This is a genomic window from Planobispora longispora, from assembly GCF_016863135.1.
Lineage (GTDB): Bacteria > Actinomycetota > Actinomycetes > Streptosporangiales > Streptosporangiaceae > Planobispora > Planobispora longispora.
On record NZ_BOOH01000036.1, the window covers coordinates 69695 to 86716 of the forward strand.

Consider the following 17022-nt stretch of genomic DNA (forward strand, 5'->3'; position numbering starts at 1 on the left):
CCGGGTCCGTACAGGCCCGTAGAGCTCCGGGTCCGTACGGCTCGGGCCCGTGGCACTCCGGGCCCGCGGAGAACCGCGGGCCCGCGGGGGTTCACTCCCCGCCGCGCTCGTTCCACCTGATCTCGTACGGCTTCAGCTCGACCCGCCTGCCGTCCACGGTCGCGGTCACGGCCGCGGCCGAGGTGTTCACCATCACGAGCATGCGCCGCTGGGCGAGCACCCGCACCTTGGGATCGGAGGAGACGACCGTCTCCAGCGCGGTGCCGGCCGGGAACCACTTGGTGAAGCCGCTGAGCACTCCCGCCATGGGCAGTTCCGCGCCCGTGCCCGGACGCCACAGGCAGCCGGGGCAGCTCTCACCCTCCTTGCGCTGCGGGTTCCAGTAGAGCGCGGTGGTGGCGCCGCCGGTGGCGAACTCCATCATGGCCACCGCCTGCACGGCGGCGCGACGCTCCTCGGTCCAGTCGACGTCCTCCGGGGCGACGTACCACTCCGCCCACCAGACGGGCAGGTCCCCGCTCCGCTCCCGGAGCCAGGCGGTGATGGCGCCGAACTTGCCGAGCGCGGTGAACTCGTCGGGGTGGATCCCGGCGTCCTTGGTCACCGAGGCGGCGTCGATGACGATGAAGTCGGCGCCCTTCTTGTGCTCGATCCAGTATTCGACGGCGTCCAGGTCGCGCTGGTCGGCGATGCCCCAGGCCCCCCGGAGCTGCGAGGCCGCGCCGTTCTTGTTGCTCAGGATCGGCACGTACGGCCCGCCGACCTTGATGTCCTCGTCCACGGCCTTCAGGGCGTCGTAGACCTTGTTGTACAGCTCGGTGTAGGCCTCGGCGTCCCAGCGGTTCTGGGCGTTGTTCCAGAAGCCCTTGAACTCGTTCCAGACCATGAAGTGCTTGACCGTGGGATAGCGCCTGGCCACGGTCGCGGTCAGCTTCGCGAAGTCGTCGAAGTGCGCGCGCTGCGGCGCGGTCTCCAGGGAGGACTGGCTCCAGTCGGTCCGCCCCTCACTGCCGCCCTTCATCCAGTCGGGCGCGCAGCAGAGCGTGATCACCGGGACGCCCTGGGAGTCCGACATGAGCTTGACGCGGGCGTCGAGATCGCGGAAGTCGTACTTGCCCGGCGCGGGTTCGGGGTTGCCGGCGCCCCAGCCCATGATGTGCTGGTTCTGGACCATCGGGACCCGGGCGAGCAGGTGGCCGGCGACCTCGACGGCCTCCGGCAGCTCGTCGTCCGCGCTGTACTCGGTGTGGGTGACGCCCCAGCGCGGCCACGCCTGCGTGACCGGGGGCGGGGACAGCGTCGGCGCCGTCTGCGTCGGGGGGATCGTCATCGGCTGCCCGCGCGGCACGTCCTCCTCCGAGGAGAACACGGCGAACACGGTGATGAGCACCAGCGCGACGAATCCCGCGCCCAGTGCCACCGGCCAGCTTGGGCTCCTCCTCTGGTGCCGTCCTTTGGTCGGTATCACCGGTTCGTCCCCGTCCTCGTCGTCCGGATTACAGCATCACGCGACCGCCGTCACCGCGGTCGCGTTCCGGCACGCTTCACAGACAAGCGTTACCAGGTGCATTCATACCGTAATCCGCACAGCTTACGGGCCACTTGAATCCGGGGGACGACCCTCGGGATCAGCCGTCCAGCAGCCGGTGAGCGCGGTGCAGGAGAGTGGGGACGGCCGCTCCGATGTGCTCGAAGCCCTCCCCCACCGTCTTTCCCTGGATGAAGCGGGCGTGGATGCCCTCCACGATGACGGCCAGCTTGTAGGTGCCGAAGGCCACATAGAAATCGAGGTCGGAGATGTCGGTCCCGGAGACCTTGGCGTAGTGCGCGGCGAACTCCCGCGCGGTGAGGAAGCCGGGGGCGACGGTCACCCCGGCGGCCACCGGGACCGAGGCGCGCTCCTCGTCGTCGGGGTCCTGCCAGTAGGTGAGGGTGAGGCCGAGGTCGGCCAGCGGGTCGCCGAGGGTGGACATCTCCCAGTCGACGACGGCGAGGATGTCGGGGTCGGGCGAGAGCCGGGCGAGCGTGTTGTCGAGCCGGTAGTCGCCGTGGACCAGGGTCGAGGCCGAGTGAGCGGGCAGGCGCTCGCGCAGCCGGGCCGCCAGGCTGTCGTGCTCGGGCAGTTCGGCGGTCTTCGACCGCTGCCACTGCTGGCCCCAGCGCTCCAGCTGCCGGGTCATGTAGCCCTCGGGACGGCCGAAGTCGCCCAGGCCGACCTCCCGGTAGTCGACCGCGTGGATGGCCGCGAGCACCTCGGCCAGCCGCTCCGACAGCCGGCGGGTCTGCTCGGGGCTCAGGCCCGCGGCGTCCTGCTGGGTCCGTACGGCCGCGCCGTCCACGTGTCCCATGAGGTAGAACGGCGCCCCGACGACGTCCTCGTCGCCGCAGAAGGCCACCGGCTCGGGGACCGGCACCGGGGTCGCCGCGAGGGCCGAGATCACCCGCCACTCGCGCCGCATGTCGTGGGCGGTCGGCAGGACGTGGCCCAGCGGCGGCCTGCGCAGCACCAGGCGGCGGTCCCCGGTCCGCAGGACGTAGGTGAGGTTGGACCTGCCGCCGGAGATCAGGGAGATCTCCAGGGGTTCGCCCACGTCCGGGACGTGGGCGGACATCCAGCCGGTCAGACGGGTCCAGTCGATGCCAGGGACGTTCATAGCCCCTTATTAGAACCCTATTCTGGTGGGCTGCGCCAGTCCGGCCTTCCGGGCGAAGGCGGGGACCTGGGCATTTGACAGCGTGCCACCAGGTAAATCATTTACCGTTACATTACGCGCCACCCAGCATGCTGGTCAGTGCACCCGCCCACCCGAGAGTCCATGCTGGAGGGCGTAGGGGAAGCCGCACGCCCCGAGAACCAGTAGGAGCCCATGCGCGTCTCTATCGTTCACCCTCGCGAGCTCGGACCATCGGACATCGACCGGTGGAGAGACCTCCAGACCGCGTCTCCGGCCTTCGACAGCCCGTTCCTGTCGCCGGAGTTCACGATCGCGGTCGGATCCCTGCGTGACCACGTCCGGGTGGCCGTCATGCACGACGGTCCCGACGTGGTGGGTTTCTTCCCGTTCGAACGGCATCCGCTGGGCATCGGCAAGCCGGTGGGCGCCGGGCTGACCGACGCGCAGGGACTGGTGCACGCCAAGGACGCGGAGCTCGACCCGGTCCGGCTGATCAAGGGCTGCGGCCTGGCCGTGTTCGAGTTCGACCACCTGGTCGCGGGCCAGCCCCTGCTGTCCGCCCGGCACACGCGCCACCCCTCGCCGATCATCGACATGCGGGACGGATACGACTCCTACGTCGAGACGATCAAGGAGACCTCCGGCAAGACCTACCGCACGACGGCCTACAAGAGCCGCAAGCTCCAGCGGGACGTCGGGCCCCTCCGCTACGACCACGCCACCGCCGACACGGCGGCCCTGCGCACGCTGCTCGGCTGGAAGACCGACCAGTACCGCCGGACCGGCCGCACCGACCGCTTCTCCCGTCCGTGGATCGTGGAGCTGGTCGAGCGCCTGCACGCCACCGAGAACGAGCACTTCGCCGGCGTCCTGGACATGCTCTACGTCGACGGCCGCCCGGTGGCCGGCCACTTCGGGCTGCGCACCTCCACCACCCTCGCCGGCTGGTTCCCCGCCTACGACACCGCCTTCGCCAAGTACTCCCCCGGCCTGATCCAGCACCTGAACATGGCGGAGAAGGCCGCCGAGCGCGGGATCCGGATCATCGACATGGGCCGCGGCGAGAAGGAGTACAAGGACAAGCTCAAGAACGGCGAGTACCACGTGTCCGAAGGCCGGCTCGCCCGGCCGTCCGCCGGCGCCGGGGTGCACTGGATGCTCCGGGTGCCGGTCCGCAAGGCGCGTGGAACGGTCCTGGCCAGCCCGGCGTTGCGGAACACCGCCGACCGGGCGCTCAAGACCTTCGGCCGGATCCGCACCTCCGTGCAGTCATAGCAGTCACAGCAGCCACAGCAGTCATGGGAGATCGCCCGGCCATGCGGATCATCGGACTCACCGTCTCCGGCCCGCCCGAATGAGTCCCGACGACCTGATGGCCGGGCGCACCGGCCGCCACTGCCTCGCCCTGCCGTCCAACCGGCTCGGCCTCTACCTCGCCCTGCGCCACTGGTGCGCGCCGGGACAGCGGCTGCTGATGTCGCCGATCTCCGCCGACGAGATCCTGTTCCTGGTGCTCGCCGCGGGCCTGCGCCCGGTGATCGCGCCGCTCTCCCCGGCCGACGGCAACATCGACCCCGGCGCGGTCGACCTCGACGCGGTGGACGCGGTCCTGACCACCAACCTGTACGGCCTGCCCGACCGGGTCGCGGCGTTCGCGGGCAAGCCCGTGATCGAGGACGTCGCGCACGCCATCGAGACCACCGTCGACGGCCGGCCGCTCGGCACGTTCGGCGTCGCCGGGATATACAGCCTCTCCAAGCATCCGGGCGCGGGCTCCGGCGGGGTGATCGCGGTCGAGCACGAGTCGGACCTGCGGACGCTGGAGCGCGAGCGGGACCGGCTGCTGCTGCCGAGGGCGTTCCTCGGAGAGGTCCACTCCGTGCTCACCTCGATGGCCCGGCACGCGGCGCTCCGCCTCCGCCTGGTCCGGCCGGCGCTGAGGCTCTCGCGCAGCCTGGGCCTGGAGGAGGAGCGGGAGGGGTACCGCATCGCCCCGCGCCCCGACGACGTGCGGCTGGCGCTGAAGCAGGTCCCCGACCTGCCGGCCTTCGACTCCTGGGTCCAGGCCGACCTGCACGACTACCGGACCCGGCGGAGCCGTCTGTCGTGCTGGTACCAGTCGCGCCGGCTGCGGGCCCTGTCCGGACAGCGCGAGCGGCGGATCGCCGGGGTGCGGCTCCTGGCCGAGCTGCCGACCGCGGCGGCGGCCGTACGGGACCATCGGGACCAGCCGCTGTTCCGGGTGCCGCTGCTGGTCTCCGACCGGGACGCGGCGGTCGCGGAGCTGGAGCGTCACGGCGTGGCGACCGGCTACCTCTACGACCCGCCCTACGACGACTACCTGCCGGAGTTCACCGAGGCCTCGCCCGCGCCCGCGGTCGCGCGCTGGTGGGGGCGGCACGTGCTGCCGATCGATCCGTTGTACGCGCGGCGGGCGCTGCCCGTGGTCCGCTCCCTCGCCCCGGCCCCGCCCGTCAGCCCGTAGCGTCCACCCGTCCCAGCAGTTCCGCGAGGATCACGATCCCCCGCTTGACTTGGGCGAGGGAGGCGGAGCCGTACCCGAGGACGAGACCGTGCCGGCTCGGCGGCCCGTGATGGTGGCGGGCCGTCGTGTCGAGCAGCACGCCGCGCTCCCCGGCGGCCTCGACCACGGCCGGGACCGCGTGCGCGGGCAGTTCCACCATGACGTGCAGCCCCGCGGTGTCGCCCATCACCCGGGAGCCGAGGACCTCCACGATCGCGGCCCTGCGCCGGGCGTACTCCAGCCGCATGCGGCGCAGGTGCCGGTCCAGATCGCCGTTCTCGATGAGGACGGCCACCGCCTGCTGCGCCGGGCCCCCGGTCCGGTCGGCCAGGGCGTAGCGGGCCCGGGCGACGGCCTCGAGCAGCTCGGGGACCGCGACCAGCCAGCCGACGCCGATGTCCGGGGAGAGGCTCTTGGACAGGGTTCCCAGCAGGATCACCCGGGCCGGGTCGAGGCCGTACAGGGCGGGCAGCGGGGCGACGTCGTAGCGGAACTCGGCGTCGTAGTCGTCCTCCACGACGAGCGCGCCGGCGCGCCGGGCCCAGGCCAGCAGGCGCTCGCGGCGCGGGACGGGCAGGCGGCCGCCGAGGGGGTACTGGTGCGCGGGCGTGGTGTACAGCACGCGCAGGTCCCCGGGGAGGTCATCCACCAGGACGCCGTCCCCGTCGACCGGGCAGGGGACGATCTCGGCGCCCCGGGCCGCGAAGACGTTCCTGGCCACCCGGTAGCCGGGCTCCTCGACGCCCGCCCGGTCACCGGGACGCAGGAAGGCGGCCGCGACCAGGTCGAGGCCGTTGCCGGTGCCCCGTGTGACCATGATGTTCTCCGGGCCGACCGGGATGCCCCTGCTCCTGCGCAGGTGCCCGGCCAGCGCCTCACGGAGCCGGGGCAGGCCGTACGGGTCCGGGGCGTCCCCCGGCGGCAGCTCCGCCGCCCGCCGCCACGCCCTGCGCCACGCGGCCTCGTCGTAGCCCTCCACCCACGGCTGCCCCGGCCGCAGGTCGATCACCTCCCCGCCGTACGGCGCCGCCGATCCTCTCCGCCCCTCCGGCCACGGCGCGTCCCACTCCCCCGACGCCGCGCCGTACCCGCTCCCCGGCACCGCACCGCCGTCCCCGCTCCCCGGTCGGGGAGTGCGGGGTTCGGAGCCGGAGGCGACGGCGCCGGGCGATGCGGGGACGGTCAGGTCGGCCACGTACGTGCCGGAGCCGTGCCGGCCCTCGATCCAGCCCTCGGCGTAGAGCTGCTGGTATGCCTCGGTGACGACGGTGCGGCTGACCGCGAGCTGGCGGGCGAGGGCGCGGGTGGAGGGCAGACGCTCGCCGGACTTCAGGGTGCCGTCGCGCATGGCGAGCCGGAGACCGTCGGCGAGCTGGGCGCAGAGCGGGACCGGGAGGCGCCGGTCCACGCGGACGGGCAGGTCGACGAGGCGGGCGGAGCGCGGAAGGCCGCGACGGGCGGAGACCGGTGGATCGGCGGGAGGAACAGGGCGGGGCAAAGTGGTCTCCTGGAAGCGGCAGCGAGTGGACATGTTCCCTATGTCCGCTTCTCCCTAGATTAGGGTCATGCTCTCGACGACTTCCCGCACCACCCTCGGCCGTGGCAAGAAGCGGGCCCGCACGAGCCGCGACGACCTCTACGCGGTGCTGGACGCCGGCCTGATCTGCCACCTCGGCGTCGTGGTCGACGGTTACCCGATGGTCATCCCCACCGGGTACGGCCGCATCGGCGACACCCTCTACCTGCACGGTTCCACCGGGGCCGCCTCCCTGCGCGCGGGCGGCTCCGGCGGCGAGATCTGCGTCACCGTCACCCATCTGGACGGCATCGTGCTGGCCCGCTCGGTCTTCAACCACTCGGTCAACTACCGCTCCGCCATGATCTACGGCCGCCCCCGCCTGGTGGAGGACCCCGAGGAGCGCCTGGCCGGCCTGCGCGCGCTCACCGAGCAGCTCGCCCCCGGCCAGTGGGACGCCGCCCGCCCGCCGACCCGCAAGGAGCTCGCCGCCACGACCGTGCTCGCCCTCTCCCTGGAGGAGGCCTCGGTGAAGATACGGCAGGGCCCGCCGGTCGACGACGAGGAGGACTACGCTCTGCCGGTCTGGGCCGGGGTCCTGCCACTGCGCACGAGCTGGGGCGTTCCCGAGCCGGACCCGGCGATGACCGCCGATCTGGCCGTCCCGGAACACATCTCGTCCCGAATCGTAGCCATCCAGTAAGGTCTCCGCTGCCAACCAGTCGGTGAAAACGTACGTCTCAGTAGAAGTACGCACCCGGACCGGTGGAGGGCGCGATGACGGCCAGCGGATGGAGCCTGCCCGGCTACACCGAGTTACGCGAGCTCGGCGCGGGAGGCGGCGGACGGGTGGTTCTCGCCCGGCACGACGCCTCCGGCATCGACGTCGCGATCAAGTACCTGTCGGACGACCTCAGGGACGACCGGGACTTCCTGCCCCGGTTCCGTGAGGAGGCCAGGCTCCTGGTCGAGCTCACCGACCCGAACGTGGCCCAGCTCTACGAGTACGTGGAGGAGGCCGGGCACGCCGCGATCGTGATGGAGCTCGTCCAGGCCGTCTCCCTGCGCGAGCTCATCCGCGAGCACGGCTCCACCGGGCCGGAGGCCGCCCTCCTGGTGCTCAAGGGCTCGCTCATGGGCCTGGCCAAGGCGCACTCGATGGGCCTGGTGCACCGCGACTACAAGCCGGAGAACGTGCTCGTCCAGGCCGACGGCGCGAGCAAGCTGGTCGACTTCGGCATCGCCGTGCGCGCCGGCGAGGCGGACCGGCCCGCGGGCACCCCGCCCTACATGGCGCCCGAGCAGTGGGGGAGCGCTCCGGCCTCCCCCGCCACGGACGTGTACGCCGCCACGGTGGTCTTCTTCGAGTGCCTCACCGGGCACCGGCCGTACCGGGCGACCGAGCAGGTCGTGCTGCTGTACCAGCACATGAACGTCCCCGTCCCGGTCGAGGAGGTGCCCGAACCGGTCCGGGCCCTGGTCGCCCGGGGCCTGGCCAAGGATCCGATGGACCGGCCGGCCACCGCCGCCGGCTTCGTGGCCGAGCTGGAGGCCGCGGCCGTGGCCGGCTACGGCGAGGACTGGGAGGAGCGGGGGCGTCGCCACCTGGCCGCGCTGACGCTGCTGCTCCCGCTGATGTTCCGGGGCGGCCCGCCGGAGCCGTCGGGCGGGACCACCCTGTTCCGCACCGTGCTGAACACGATGCGGGGCAAGTCGGCGGGCATCGTGACCGGCGCCGGGCTGGCGCTCGTCGCGATCGGCGTCAGCGCCTACGTGCTGGCCGCCGGCCGTCCTCCGCAGGCCCAGAGCATCGACATCGCCGCGGCCACCGCGCCGACGTCCACGTCCCGGCCGCCGGGGTTCCCGATCCAGGAGACCCCGCCCCCGTCCCCGACGGATCCCCCGGCCGGCGCCGGATCACCCACGGGCGAGCCGTCCGAACCCGGCGGCGGCCTTCCCGAGGGCACCCCCGATCCGCCCGGCTCGTCCCCCACCGCGACGGAGGGCTCCGCCGGCGAGAGCCCCGCGGTCTCACCGACGGCCACTCCCTCCGGGAAACCGCCGGTGTCCACCCCCTCGGGCGGTTCCACGCCGACCCCGACCCCGACCCCCGCCCCCACGCCGACCCCGACGCCCACTCCTACGCCGACCCCCACCCCCACGCCGCGTCCCTCTCCCGAGGTGCGGCAGGTGGACGTGGTCCGGGCCGCGTTCAACGTCAGGGGCACGGCCGTCGCGTCGGTCTCGGTGAACGCCGCGAACACCCGGCCGGTGCGCCTGCGCGTCGTCTTCCGGGTGGGCCAGGCCGTCCAGCGGACGATCGTGCCGCTGTCGGGGGCGACGAACTACACCCAGACGGTCAGGTTCGCCTTCCCGAAGGCGCGCTGCGGCTCGACCTGGAGCGTGGTGGCGACCGGGCTGCCCTCGGGCCGGACCGACCAGGCACGCGGCCGGACGCCGGCGTGCCCGACCCCGACGGTCAAGCCCACCCCCACTCCCAAACCGACGCCCAAACCCCACACTCCCCCGGGTCCCGGGGACAGGCCGTCCCCCGATCCCGTCAAGACGACCTCCACCACTCCGTCGCCGAAGAAGACCCAGGAGCCCGGTCAAATCACATAATTCCTGGTCATAGCCCCCTCATCGATAGCAAGTATCAATTAATCAGCGGAATCCGTGATCTCATGGCTAAACTACGGTCCGTCTGTTACGGGTGGGGGCCCAGGCAACTGAGGAGACCGTTATGTACGGCACGTCATCGGCCTGGCGAGTCCCTGGCTACACGGAGATTCGCGAGCTGGGCGCCGGCGCCGGCGGACGCGTGGTGATGGCCCGGCACGATGCCGAGGGCGTTCTGGTCGCGATCAAGTATCTGTCCGAGGAACTCCGCGGCGACGTCAGCTTCGTGGCCCGCTTCCGGCACGAGGCCCGGATGCTGCACACCCTGCAGGACCGGCACACCGTGCGGCTGTACGACTATGTGGAGACCGGCCAGGGCGCGGCCATCGTGATGGAGCTGGTGGACGGCGTCTCCCTGCGCGCCATCCTCCGGTCGGAGGGGCCGACCGGTCCCGAGGCCGCGCTGCTGGTGCTCAAGGGCTCGCTCCTGGGCCTGTCCGCCGCGCACAAGGCCGGAGTCGTGCACCGCGACTTCAAGCCGGAGAACGTCCTGGTCGAGGCCGACGGCATGAGCCGGCTCGTCGACTTCGGCATCGCGGTCCGCTCCGGCGACGGGGACGCTCCCGCGGGCACCCCGCCCTACATGGCGCCCGAGCAGTGGACGGGCTCCTCCGCCGGGACGAGCACCGACGTCTACGCGGCCACCGTCGTCTTCTTCGAGTGCCTGACGGGCACCCGGCCCTTCCGCGCGCAGAGCATCCCCGCGCTCGCCCGGCAGCACCAGGCCATGCCGCCCCCCGTCGAGGAGGTCCCGGCCGGGCTGCGGGGCCTGGTCGAGCGCGGCCTGGCCAAGCACCCGGGCGACCGCCCGCCGACCGCCGCCGCCTTCCTCACCGAGCTGGAGGCCGTGGCCTCCGAGGCCTACGGGCCGGACTGGCAGCAGCGCGGACGCCGCCGGCTCGCCGGGATGGCCGGGCTGCTGGCGACGCTGTTCCCGAGGGAGGAGGAGGCGCCGGAGATCGACACCTCGCTCGCGGAGACCGATCTCGGGGACGGCGACTCCGCGTCGCTGCTGAGCAGGATGGGCGTCAAGATCGCGATCGGCACCGCCTGCGTCGCGGTGATCGCCATGGTGGCCGTCCTGCTGACCGGTTCCGACAGCAGCACCGCGCTCGACACCCAGAGCGCGGCCACCACCCCGACCGCGGCGCCCTCGGACCCGCCGGAGACGGTCCCGCCCGACGAGGAGACCGAGGCGCCCGCCGACGTGCCCGCGGAGGAGAGCCCCGAGCCGACCCCCACCCCGGCCGTGACCGAGGCCGGCAACCCTCCGCCGGTGGCGCCCACCACCGCCTCCCCGACGCCCGAACCGACGGCGACGCCCAGCCCGAAGCCGACCCGGAAGCCGACGAAGAAGCCGACCCCCACCCCGACGGAGGAGGAAAGCCCCATCACCGGCATCCCGGATACGCCGATCCCTCGAACCCCCACGCCGACCCCGACGTCCGTCCCGACGACACCCCCCGCGCCGACGCCCACCCCGACGCCCACCGCGACCGTGACCACCACCTCGCCCGGCGGCGGGGACGGCGGCGAGCCCACCGAGCCGCGGCGTGAACCCGCTCCCGCGGCGGCCGCGGCCCCCTCGGCCCTCCTGGCCCTGGGGCTGGTGACGAGCGGCGCGGTTCCGTTCACACTGACGGTGAAGCGAGGAATGGCGGGAAGGCATCGGAGGCGGCGGTAGATGGCGGGGCGAGCACGACCATGAACGTCAATCGGGGGGACATCGCCGGATTCCGGCTGACCGGGCGGACCTGGATCGGCGAGCTGGGCACGTGGTCCTCGGCCGCGTCGGCCGAGGGCCGGCCGGCGAGCGTGCTCAGGTTCGATCCTCGGCTCATCACCCACTCCGCGACACGTGACCGGGTGGTCGCGGCCGTGGTCGACGACCGCCGCCTGGTCCAGGGCGGGCTGACCGGGCTGATCCCCGTCGCCGACCTGATCGCCGCGCAGAACGAGGTGTGGCTGATCACCGCGGATCCGGTCAGCCCGACGGTGACCGACCTGCTGGCCGACACGCCCGGCGTGCCGCGGCCCGACGCGGGCAGTGCGGCCACCGTCCTGGTGGAGACCGCGCAGACCCTGCTGGCCGTGCACGCCGCCGGGCTCGCCCACGGGGCGCTGCACCCCGGCACCGTGGTGATCGCTCCGGGCGGGACGGCCCTGCTCGCCGAGCGCGGGCTGGCCGACGCCCTGCACGGACGGCCTCCCGCTCCGGAACGGGACGTGGCCGCCTGGGCGTCGCTCGCCCGGGGACTGGCCGCGACCTGGGCGGCGTCCTCTCCCCAGGCCGCCGATCTGCTCGAACGGGCGGCGGCGACCGCCTCCACCCGGGGCCTCGCCGCCGCCCGCGACGCCCTGCTGGCCGGGCGTGATCTCCTGCCGCCGGGATTCCCGGCCCGTGACCGGCTCGTGGAGACCACCCACTGGTGGACGGCCCGCGAGACCTCGCCCCAGGCCGGGCACCCGGTCGCGGCTCCGGCCGTCACGGCGCGGGCGGACGAGGGAGACATCGTCACCCTGCTGCACGTGCCGGGGACGTCGAGCGCGCCGGAGAGGGGCGGCGACCGTACCGAGGACGTCGTCATGCGGTTCGGGCCGGGAGTGCCGACGGAGACGCCCGCGGAGCGGATCTGGCGCACGGGCAGGGAGCAGCAGCCCACCCTCCTGCCCGGGGAGCAGGCGCGGGTGGCCCGGCCCTCGGCCGTACGGCGCCGCCGCACGGTGCTCTCCTCGGTGATCCTCGCCCTGATGGTGGCGCTGGGCGTGATCGTCTGGCTGCTGCGCGGGGCGGCGACGCCCCTGGCCGTGTCGGAGGTCGAGGTGGTCACCCCCAAGAAGACCCAGGGATGCGACACGACGGTCAAGATCCGCGGGGTCCTCACCACCAACGGGGAGGCCGGAGAGATCCACTATCAGTGGAGACGCAGCGACAAGAAGGCCCCGATCGAGCAGACCGACACGGTGGCGGCCGGGGAGACCTCGCACGAGGTGAGTCTCGACTGGACCGTCAAGGGCGAGGGGAGCTTCAAGGGAACGGCCACCCTGCGGCTGCTCTCGCCGGTGCCCGAGGGCACGAAGCTCGAGGACAAGGCGAGCTTCACCTACCGGTGCTCATGAACGTCCGCTGATGTTCATGAACGTCCTCGGCGCCACGGAATGCGGCACATTCCGGTTCTTACTACTCTGACGGCCATGACCACGCAGACCCCCGCAGGCTGGTATCCCGATCCCTACGGCTCTCCGCAGCTGCGCTGGTGGGACGGGAACCAGTGGACCGACGCCACCCACCCGGCGGAAGCGGCGGCCGGACAGGCACCGGGACCTCAGCCGGACCGGTCGTTCCCGCCGCAGAGCACGGGGCCCCACGCGGCCTCCGCGCCGCCCCAGGCGGGCACGCCGCCCCGGCCTGAGCAGCCCCAGTGGGGCGGCGCTCCCGGCGACACGGCGCAGCTGCCGACCCCGGGATACGCCCCGCCGGACGGCGGTTTCGCCAGTCCCGGCGGCCCCCAGCAGAGCGGGCCTCAGCAGGACGGGCCTCAGCAGAGCGGCGCCTTCCCTGGTCCCGGCGGACCTCAGCACAGCGGACCCTTCCCTGGTCCCGGCGGCCCCCAGCAGGCCGGAGCCTTCCCGGGACCCGGCGGCCCTCAGCACAGCGGACCCTTCGCCGGTCCTCACGCCCACCACCAGGGCGGGGCCTTCGCCGGTGGACCCCAGCAGGCCGGAGCCTTCCCCGGCCCCGGCGGCCCTCACCAGGGCGGCCCGTTCCCCGGCGGCCCCCAGCAGGCCGGGCCCTTCCCGGGTCCCGGGGGACCTCACCAGGGCGGAGCCTTCCCCGGCCCCGGCGGCCCCCAGCCCGGAGGCAAGAGCCCGCTTCCCTGGATCCTGGGCGGTGTCGGGGCGGTCATTCTGGTCGTCGCGATCGTGTTCGGGGCCATGTACCTGCTCGACACGGATCGCAACCCGACCGCGAGCGGCTCCACTTCCGCGCCGACCGCCACGGCCCAGCAGCCCACCGCCGAGCCGACCCCCACTCCCACTCCCACGCCCTCGCCCACCGCGGCCCCGCCGTCCGCGGGCCCGCTCCCCCAGCCGAAGGACGGGCGCGTCGAGGACCCCGTGACCGGCCTGTCCTACGACTACCCCGGTGACGAGTGGATCGTCCCCACCGACAACGGCAACAACCCGCTCGGGATCGTGTGGACCAGCGGGATCCTGGCGATGTCCCATGAGAACTACGACGGCCAGGGGAGCAACTGGCTCGGCAACGTCTTCACCGCCGAGCTTCCCGAGGAGGCCGGGTACAGCGGGCCCGCGAGCGCGAAGGTCGCGGCGGAGGCGGTGCTGAACGCGCTCGAGCCGACCTTCTACTCGCCCAAGCACACGAAGAAGATCGTCGAGAGCAAGGCCGTCAAGGTCAGCGGCAAGGACGCCTGGCAGCTCTCGGTCGAGCTGGACTTCACCGGGATCTCCAAGGCCAGCGGCTGGAAGTGGAAGAAGGAACGGGCCACCTTCGTGATCGTGGACCGGGGGGCGGACAAGCGTCCGGGGCTGGTGTACATCTCCATCCCGGACAACCTCGATTCCTCGCTGACCGACCGTGTGCTCACGTCGCTCAAGCTCTCGTAAGCGGAGGGCATTACTCTGAAGTCTATGAGTGACCTGCTGGTCTGGATCGACTGTGAGATGACCGGGCTCGACCTCGGCCGTGACGCCCTCGTCGAGGTGGCCTGCGTGGTCACCGACGGCGAGCTCAACCAGTTGGACGAGGGGGTCGACATCGTCATCAAGCCCCCGCCGGAGGCGCTGGAGCAGATGTCGGAGGTGGTGCGGGAGATGCACACCGCCTCCGGGCTGCTCGCCGCGTTGAGCACCGGTGTCACGCTCGCCGAGGCCGAGGCCCTCGTCCTGGAATACATCAAGAAGCACGTGCCGGAGCCGAAGAAGGCCCCGCTGTGCGGGAATTCCATCGCCACCGACCGCTCGTTCATCGCACGCGACATGCCGACCGTGGACGCCTTCCTGCACTATCGGATGATCGATGTCTCCTCGGTGAAGGAACTGGCCCGGCGCTGGTACCCCCGGGTGTACTTCGCCTCCCCGGAGAAGCAGGGCGGTCACCGGGCTCTGGCCGACATCGTCGAGAGCATCCGCGAGCTGCGCTACTACCGGGCGGCCGTCTTCGTGGCCCCGCCGGGCCCCGACTCCGCCACGGCCCGCGAACTCGCCGAGGGAGTCTCCGCCGCGAAGCCCTGACGGGAGCCGGTCACCAGCCCCCGAGCCGCGATGCACGGCATCGCCATGAACCCGCGAGGGGGCGCCGGTGAACCAACCGAGGAACGCCCGCAGCGAGGAACGAGCGAGGACGTGACGAGAGCGGGAGCCGGTCACCAGCCCCCGAGCCGCGATGCACGGCATCGCCATAAACGGGGTGCGTGAGAACTCCCAAACACCGCTACACTTTTCATGTGCCGCTGCGGCGGACATGGTGGGCGTAGCTCAGTTGGCAGAGCGCCAGGTTGTGGTCCTGGATGCCGGGGGTTCAAGTCCCCTCGCTCACCCTAGGGGGAAGATCCCCAGGTCGGAAGGCCCGGTCGGTGATGACCGGGCCTTCCGCGTTTCCGGGGTCCGTTCCCGGGCGATGCCCCGCACGTCGCGCGCGGCGGCTGACGGCTCCGGGCCGTCCGCCGCGGGGGCGGGGCGGGGACGCCGCGGCCGGCCCCGCCCTTCGCGACCGGCCGTCGCATTTCTTCCTACTTTCGACTTATCCACCAAAGAAGGATGTTGCGGGTTATGCTCGCTCCTATCGCTACGCCGTAAGTCCGGGGGCCTCGGCGACCTGATCGTGTTGCTGCGACGGAGGCCGGATGAGAGTCGACGATGCCGGGTTCAACGCCGAACCCAGAGTCGTTACGGGCTTGAGCAGGCGCGAGACGGAGGTCATGGAGCTGATCGCGAACGGTCACTCCAACGGGGAGATCGCCCGCCACCTGTTCCTGAGCGAGAAGACCGTCAAGAACCACGTGAACCGGATCTACGCCAAGCTCGGCGTGGACTCGCGAATGACCGCGATCGACGTCTGGCTGGAGCAGGCGCCACGCGACACTCCCCGCTGACCGGCCCGTCAGGCCGACAGCCCGAGATCCTGGAAGGCCGTCAGGACGCGGGCGATGGCGGCGGCGCCCTCCTGGAGCTCCGCCGCCGTGACCGACAGCGCCGGGCGGAGCCGTACCGACCGCTCGCCGCAGGGCAGGACCAGCACGCCCTCGTCCTCCCTGAGCGCGGCCACCAGCCTGTCGCGCTCCCCCCGGTCCGGGAGGTCGAACGCGCACATCAGACCGCGGCCCCGGACGTTCTCCACCAGCTCGGGGAAGGTCGCCTGGATTTTCAGCAGGGCGGCGAGGAGCTCCCCGCCCAGCTCGCCCGCGCGCTGGATCAGCCCGTCACGCTCGACGATCTCCAAGATCCGGCGGGAGCGGACCATGTCCACCAGTCCGCCGCCCCAGGTGGAGTTGATCCTGCCGCTCACCCGGAACACGTTCTCCGGCACCAGGTCCACCCTGCGGCCGGCCATGACGCCGCCCACCTGCACCTTCTTGGCGAAGGCGACCACGTCGGGGCGGAGTCCGAGCTGCTGGTAGGCCCAGGGGGAGCCGGTCGTGCCGCCCCCCGTCTGCACCTCGTCCATGACGAACAGCGCGTCGTGCTCGTGGCAGAGGCGCTCCATGGCCTGGAGGAACTCCGGACGCATGTGGTTGTCGCCGCCCTCCCCCTGGATGGGCTCGGCGATGAAGCAGGCGATGTCGTGCGGGTGCCGTTCGAAGGCCGCCCGCGCCTGGGCGAGGGCCCGCTCCTCGGCGGCCTCGACGTCCCCGAAGTGGATGGCCGGCACCTCGACGCGGGGCCAGTCGAACTTCGGGAACCGGTCGGTCTTGACCGGGTCGGTGTTGGTCAGCGAGAGGGTGTAGCCGCTGCGGCCGTGGAAGGCGCGGGTGAGGTGGAGCACCTTCATGCCGAGCTCCGGGGAGCGGCCGGCCGCGGCGTTGCGGCGGCTCTTCCAGTCGAAGGCGCATTTGAGCGCGTTCTCCACAGCCAGCGCGCCGCCTTCGACGAAGAACAGGTGCGGCAGTTCCGGATCGCCGAGCACGCGCGTGAAGGTCTCGACGAAGTCGGCGAGGTGGGTGGTGTAGAGGTCCGAGTTGGCGGGCTTGTTCGCGGCGACCTCGCCGAGCAGGGCGAGGAAGTCCGGATCGTCGTCGAACGGGTTCACGCCGAGCGGCGCGGAGGCGAAGAAGGTGTAGAAGTCCAGGTAGCTGCGGCCGGTACGGGCGTCGACGAGCCGGGAGCCCCGGCTCCGTTCGAGGTCGAGAACCAGCCGGTAGCCGTCGACGAGCAGGTGGCGAGCGAGGCGGCCGTGCACGTCCATGTCCCCTCCGCGGTGAGTCGGACAAACGATTCTCCGTCAGAAGCACATCTACCCGTAGACATTACGCGTGTATAGCTCTTCTCAAGAAGATTTTTCGACAGTGACGGCGGGAGGCACCCCGGCCCTCCGGAAGATCACCACGAGCGGGTCACAACGGGGCCGCGCCCGGTTATCGTGCACTCAGCGCCACAAGCCACATAAC

General features: G+C 72.2%; 13 protein-coding genes and 1 tRNA gene. 10 read left to right on the forward strand and 4 right to left on the reverse strand.

What is annotated here, in order from left to right; all coding sequences use genetic code 11:
- Positions 1–91: 91 nt before the first annotated feature.
- Positions 92–1420: a GH39 family glycosyl hydrolase gene (locus Plo01_RS21535; protein ID WP_239316793.1), complete on the reverse strand. Its 1329-nt coding sequence runs from the start codon at positions 1418–1420 to the stop codon at positions 92–94.
- A 208-nt stretch (positions 1421–1628) separates the two neighbouring features.
- Positions 1629–2654, reverse strand: a complete 1026-nt coding sequence (locus Plo01_RS21540) for a phosphotransferase family protein (protein WP_203892463.1) — start codon at positions 2652–2654, stop codon at positions 1629–1631.
- Between the two features lie 213 nt (positions 2655–2867).
- On the opposite strand from Plo01_RS21540, the gene Plo01_RS21545 reads away from it, so the two are divergent.
- Complete coding sequence (locus tag Plo01_RS21545; RefSeq protein ID WP_203892464.1) at positions 2868–3950, forward strand: GNAT family N-acetyltransferase; 1083 nt, start codon at positions 2868–2870, stop codon at positions 3948–3950.
- A gap of 79 nt (positions 3951–4029) precedes the next feature.
- Positions 4030–5160 (forward strand): DegT/DnrJ/EryC1/StrS family aminotransferase, encoded by a 1131-nt coding sequence (locus tag Plo01_RS21550; RefSeq protein WP_203892465.1) that lies wholly within the window; start codon positions 4030–4032, stop codon positions 5158–5160.
- Here Plo01_RS21550 and pdxR read toward each other — a convergent pair.
- Positions 5150–6697 (reverse strand): MocR-like pyridoxine biosynthesis transcription factor PdxR, encoded by a 1548-nt coding sequence (gene pdxR / locus Plo01_RS21555; RefSeq protein ID WP_239316795.1) that lies wholly within the window; start codon positions 6695–6697, stop codon positions 5150–5152. The two genes, Plo01_RS21550 and pdxR, sit on opposite strands and share 11 nt — an antisense overlap.
- Before the next feature lie 67 nt (positions 6698–6764).
- Here pdxR and Plo01_RS21560 point away from each other — a divergent pair, with 67 nt between their 5' ends.
- From Plo01_RS21560 to Plo01_RS21595, 8 genes are all read left to right on the forward strand, one after another.
- A complete protein-coding gene (locus Plo01_RS21560; protein WP_203892467.1) occupies positions 6765–7418 on the forward strand; it encodes a pyridoxamine 5'-phosphate oxidase family protein in 654 nt (217 codons plus the stop codon).
- Between the two features lie 74 nt (positions 7419–7492).
- Complete coding sequence (locus Plo01_RS21565) at positions 7493–9337, forward strand: serine/threonine-protein kinase (RefSeq protein WP_203892468.1); 1845 nt, start codon at positions 7493–7495, stop codon at positions 9335–9337.
- Between the two features lie 121 nt (positions 9338–9458).
- A complete protein-coding gene (locus tag Plo01_RS41050; protein ID WP_203892469.1) occupies positions 9459–11078 on the forward strand; it encodes a serine/threonine protein kinase in 1620 nt (539 codons plus the stop codon).
- A 20-nt stretch (positions 11079–11098) separates the two neighbouring features.
- Positions 11099–12514 carry a protein kinase family protein gene (locus tag Plo01_RS21575; RefSeq protein ID WP_203892470.1) on the forward strand — a complete coding sequence of 472 codons (1416 nt, stop codon included), beginning with the start codon at positions 11099–11101 and terminating at the stop codon, positions 12512–12514.
- A gap of 75 nt (positions 12515–12589) precedes the next feature.
- Positions 12590–14023, forward strand: coding sequence for a DUF2510 domain-containing protein (locus tag Plo01_RS21580; protein ID WP_203892471.1), 1434 nt, complete (start codon positions 12590–12592; stop codon positions 14021–14023).
- Positions 14024–14047: 24 nt separating this feature from the next.
- On the forward strand, positions 14048–14650 hold the full coding sequence (orn, locus tag Plo01_RS21585; protein WP_203892472.1) for an oligoribonuclease: 603 nt from the start codon (positions 14048–14050) through the stop codon (positions 14648–14650).
- A 232-nt stretch (positions 14651–14882) separates the two neighbouring features.
- Positions 14883–14955: transfer RNA gene (locus tag Plo01_RS21590), tRNA-His, on the forward strand.
- A 306-nt stretch (positions 14956–15261) separates the two neighbouring features.
- Positions 15262–15510: a helix-turn-helix domain-containing protein gene (locus Plo01_RS21595; RefSeq protein ID WP_203892473.1), complete on the forward strand. Its 249-nt coding sequence runs from the start codon at positions 15262–15264 to the stop codon at positions 15508–15510.
- 8 nt (positions 15511–15518) lie between these two features.
- Here Plo01_RS21595 and lat read toward each other — a convergent pair whose 3' ends face one another.
- Positions 15519–16820: an L-lysine 6-transaminase gene (gene lat / locus Plo01_RS21600; protein WP_203892474.1), complete on the reverse strand. Its 1302-nt coding sequence runs from the start codon at positions 16818–16820 to the stop codon at positions 15519–15521.
- Between the last annotated feature and the right edge of the window lie 202 nt (positions 16821–17022).